Consider the following 2560-nt stretch of genomic DNA (forward strand, 5'->3'; position numbering starts at 1 on the left):
GTATGCGTCCGCCCAAGTCACCTTGATGCCCGGTAGCCGGACCTGGATGCTTGTGTCCACGACGACATGCGTGGACATATGGGCACTTCAGACTTGAGCACAGGGGAACCGACGGCACCCGCCGGGCGCAGTTGGCGCCGGCACTCGGCAGAGTTCAAGGCACGGGTCATCGAGCTGGCGCGCCAGCCCGGCGTCTCGACGGCGGCGGTGGCTCTGGCCAACGGCCTCAACGCCAACATGCTGCGCCGCTGGGTTCGGGAGGCTGATGAGGGCGTGCCGCGCAGTGCGCACAAGGATGCGGCGGCGGTGCCGGCGTTCGTTCAACTGCCCGTGCCGCAAGAGGTGCCGCCCGCCTTGCCGCCCGCATCGGTGCAAGTGCCGAGCCGCATCTCCGTGGAGATCCGCCGCGGCAGCACGGCCGTGCAGGCGGAGCTTCCGATGGACGCACGCAGCGCTGCCTGGCTGCGCGAGGTCCTGGGTTGATCCGCGTCGATGCGGTCTGGCTGGCTGTGCAACCGCTGGACATGCGACTCGGGACTGAAGCAGCATTGGCCCGCGTGGTCGGCATCTTCGGTGCCGCGCATCCGCACCACGCGTACCTGTTCGCCAACCGGCGCGCCAACCGCATGAAGGTCCTCGTGCATGACGGCATCGGCGTGTGGCTCGCGGCCAGGCGGCTCAATGCCGGCAAGTTCGTGTGGCCGCTGGACGGCACGAGCACGCAGAGCCTGACACGCGTGCAGCTCGACGCCCTGGTACTGGGCCTGCCGTGGCAGCGGCTGGGCGAGGCCGGCATCATCCGCACGATCTGAAGCGCGCTGTCCGAGCGCCGGCAATTGCCGGATATGCCGATGTGCCGAGAGGTCCGATCCGGCACGATGGCTGTCCATGATCAGTGCGCAGCAACTGGACGCCTTGGACCCGCAGACGCGGCAGGCCGTGCAGTCGCTGCTCGTGCAAGTCCAGCAGCGTGACACCGAGCTCGCCTTCAAGCAGGCCCTGATCGACAAGCTCACGCACGAGATGGCGATCCTCAAGCGGATGAAGTTCGCCGCCACCAGTGAGCGCTTCGCCAGCACCCTCTCCCCCGAGCAGCGAAGCCTGCTGGAGGAGACGCTGGACACCGACATCCATGAGCTCGACGGCGAGCTGCAGCGCCATCGCAAGAAGAGCGAGAAGAAGGACGAGGACGAGAAGCAACAGCCCAAGCGGGCCCAGCTGCCCGCTCACCTGCCGCGTCGCGACGTGCCGCACGAGCCGACAGACACGAGCTGCCCGACGCCGAATTGCGGCCAGGCCATGCAGCGCATCGGCGAAGACGTGGCCGAGAAGCTGGACTACCAGCCCGGCGTGTTCACGGTCGAGCGCCATGTGCGCGGCAAGTGGGTCTGCAAGTGCTGCGAGCGCATCGTGCAGGCGCCAGTGCCGGCACACGTGATCGACAAGGGCATCCCGACGACCGGCCTGCTGGCCCACGTGCTGGTGGCCAAGTTCATGGATCACTTGCCCCTGTACCGGCAGGAGGCCGTGTTCGCGCGGGCCGGCCACGTGATCGCCCGCTCGACGCTGGCGGAGTGGGTGGGCGCCTGTGGCGCGCAGCTGCAGCCGCTGGTGCAGGCCCTGGCCGACGAACTCCGGCGCCACATGGTGCTGCACGCCGACGAGACGCCGGTGGCCATGCTCAAGCCCGGCAACGGCAAGACCCACAAGGCCTACATCTGGTCGTACTGCACGCCGAGCGCCAACCCGGTCAAGGCGGTGGTGTTCGAGTTCAGCGAGACCCGCAGTGGCGAGAACGTCCGAGACTTCCTGCGCCTGGACACGCCCAACGCCTGGCAAGGAACGCTCGTCACCGACGGCTTCAGTGGCTACTCGGCCTGTGTCGACAAGGGGGTCACCTCCGCCCAATGCATGGCCCACAGCCGCAGGAAGTTCCACGAGCTGTGGGCCAACCATGGCAGCCAGGTTGGCGAGCAAGCGCTGCGCTTTTACCAAGCCCTGTTCCGCATCGAGCGCCAGGCCGAGCGGCTCACAAGTGACGAGCGACGACGGATCCGGCAGCGCAAGTCACGACGGGTTCTGGCCGTGTTCTACCGCTGGCTGCTAGCGAAGCGCCAGCTGGTGCCGCCAGGTTCCGCGACTATCAAGGCCATCGACTACAGCTTGAAGCGCTGGAAGGAGCTCACGCGCTTCGTCGACGACGGCGACGTGCCGATCTCGAACAACTGGGTGGAGAACCAGATTCGTCCGATCGCGGTTGGACGATCAAATTGGTTGTTCGCCGGCAGCCTGCGGGCGGGCAAACGGGCAGCGGCAATCATGAGCCTGCTGCACTCCGCCCGCATCAACGGGCACGACCCGTACGCCTACTTCAAGGACGTGCTGGATCGCTTGCCGACTCACCCGGCCAGCCGGATCGACGAGCTGCTGCCGCACCGCTGGTCACCGAGCTGAAGTCTCTTCGCCGCTGGACGCCGATTCCCATACCCGGTGTCAGGGGCTGGGAATCTGCACCGCTCCCCGCGCTGCAACCGTCAAGGTGTGTTCGGCGGACGCCTAC

At 67.3% G+C, this 2560-nt stretch carries 3 protein-coding genes; all 3 read left to right on the plus strand.

Annotated elements, in window-relative coordinates; genetic code table 11:
- The first annotated feature begins 93 nt into the window (after positions 1-93).
- The 3 genes from ASD35_RS15690 (at position 94) to ASD35_RS15700 (ending at position 2454) form a co-directional block, all read left to right on the plus strand.
- The gene (locus ASD35_RS15690) at positions 94-483 is read left to right on the plus strand and encodes a transposase (RefSeq protein WP_056875900.1); all 390 of its coding nucleotides are present in this window, start codon (positions 94-96) and stop codon (positions 481-483) included.
- Positions 480-812 carry an IS66 family insertion sequence element accessory protein TnpB gene (tnpB, locus tag ASD35_RS15695; protein ID WP_056875901.1) on the plus strand — a complete coding sequence of 111 codons (333 nt, stop codon included), beginning with the start codon at positions 480-482 and terminating at the stop codon, positions 810-812. The genes ASD35_RS15690 and tnpB overlap by 4 nt, the downstream gene beginning before the upstream one ends.
- Before the next feature lie 76 nt (positions 813-888).
- Positions 889-2454: an IS66 family transposase gene (locus ASD35_RS15700; RefSeq protein WP_056875902.1), complete on the plus strand. Its 1566-nt coding sequence runs from the start codon at positions 889-891 to the stop codon at positions 2452-2454.
- Positions 2455-2560: the final 106 nt, after the last annotated feature.

It is taken from the genome of Pelomonas sp. Root1444 (assembly GCF_001426885.1).
Lineage (GTDB): Bacteria > Pseudomonadota > Gammaproteobacteria > Burkholderiales > Burkholderiaceae_C > Pelomonas.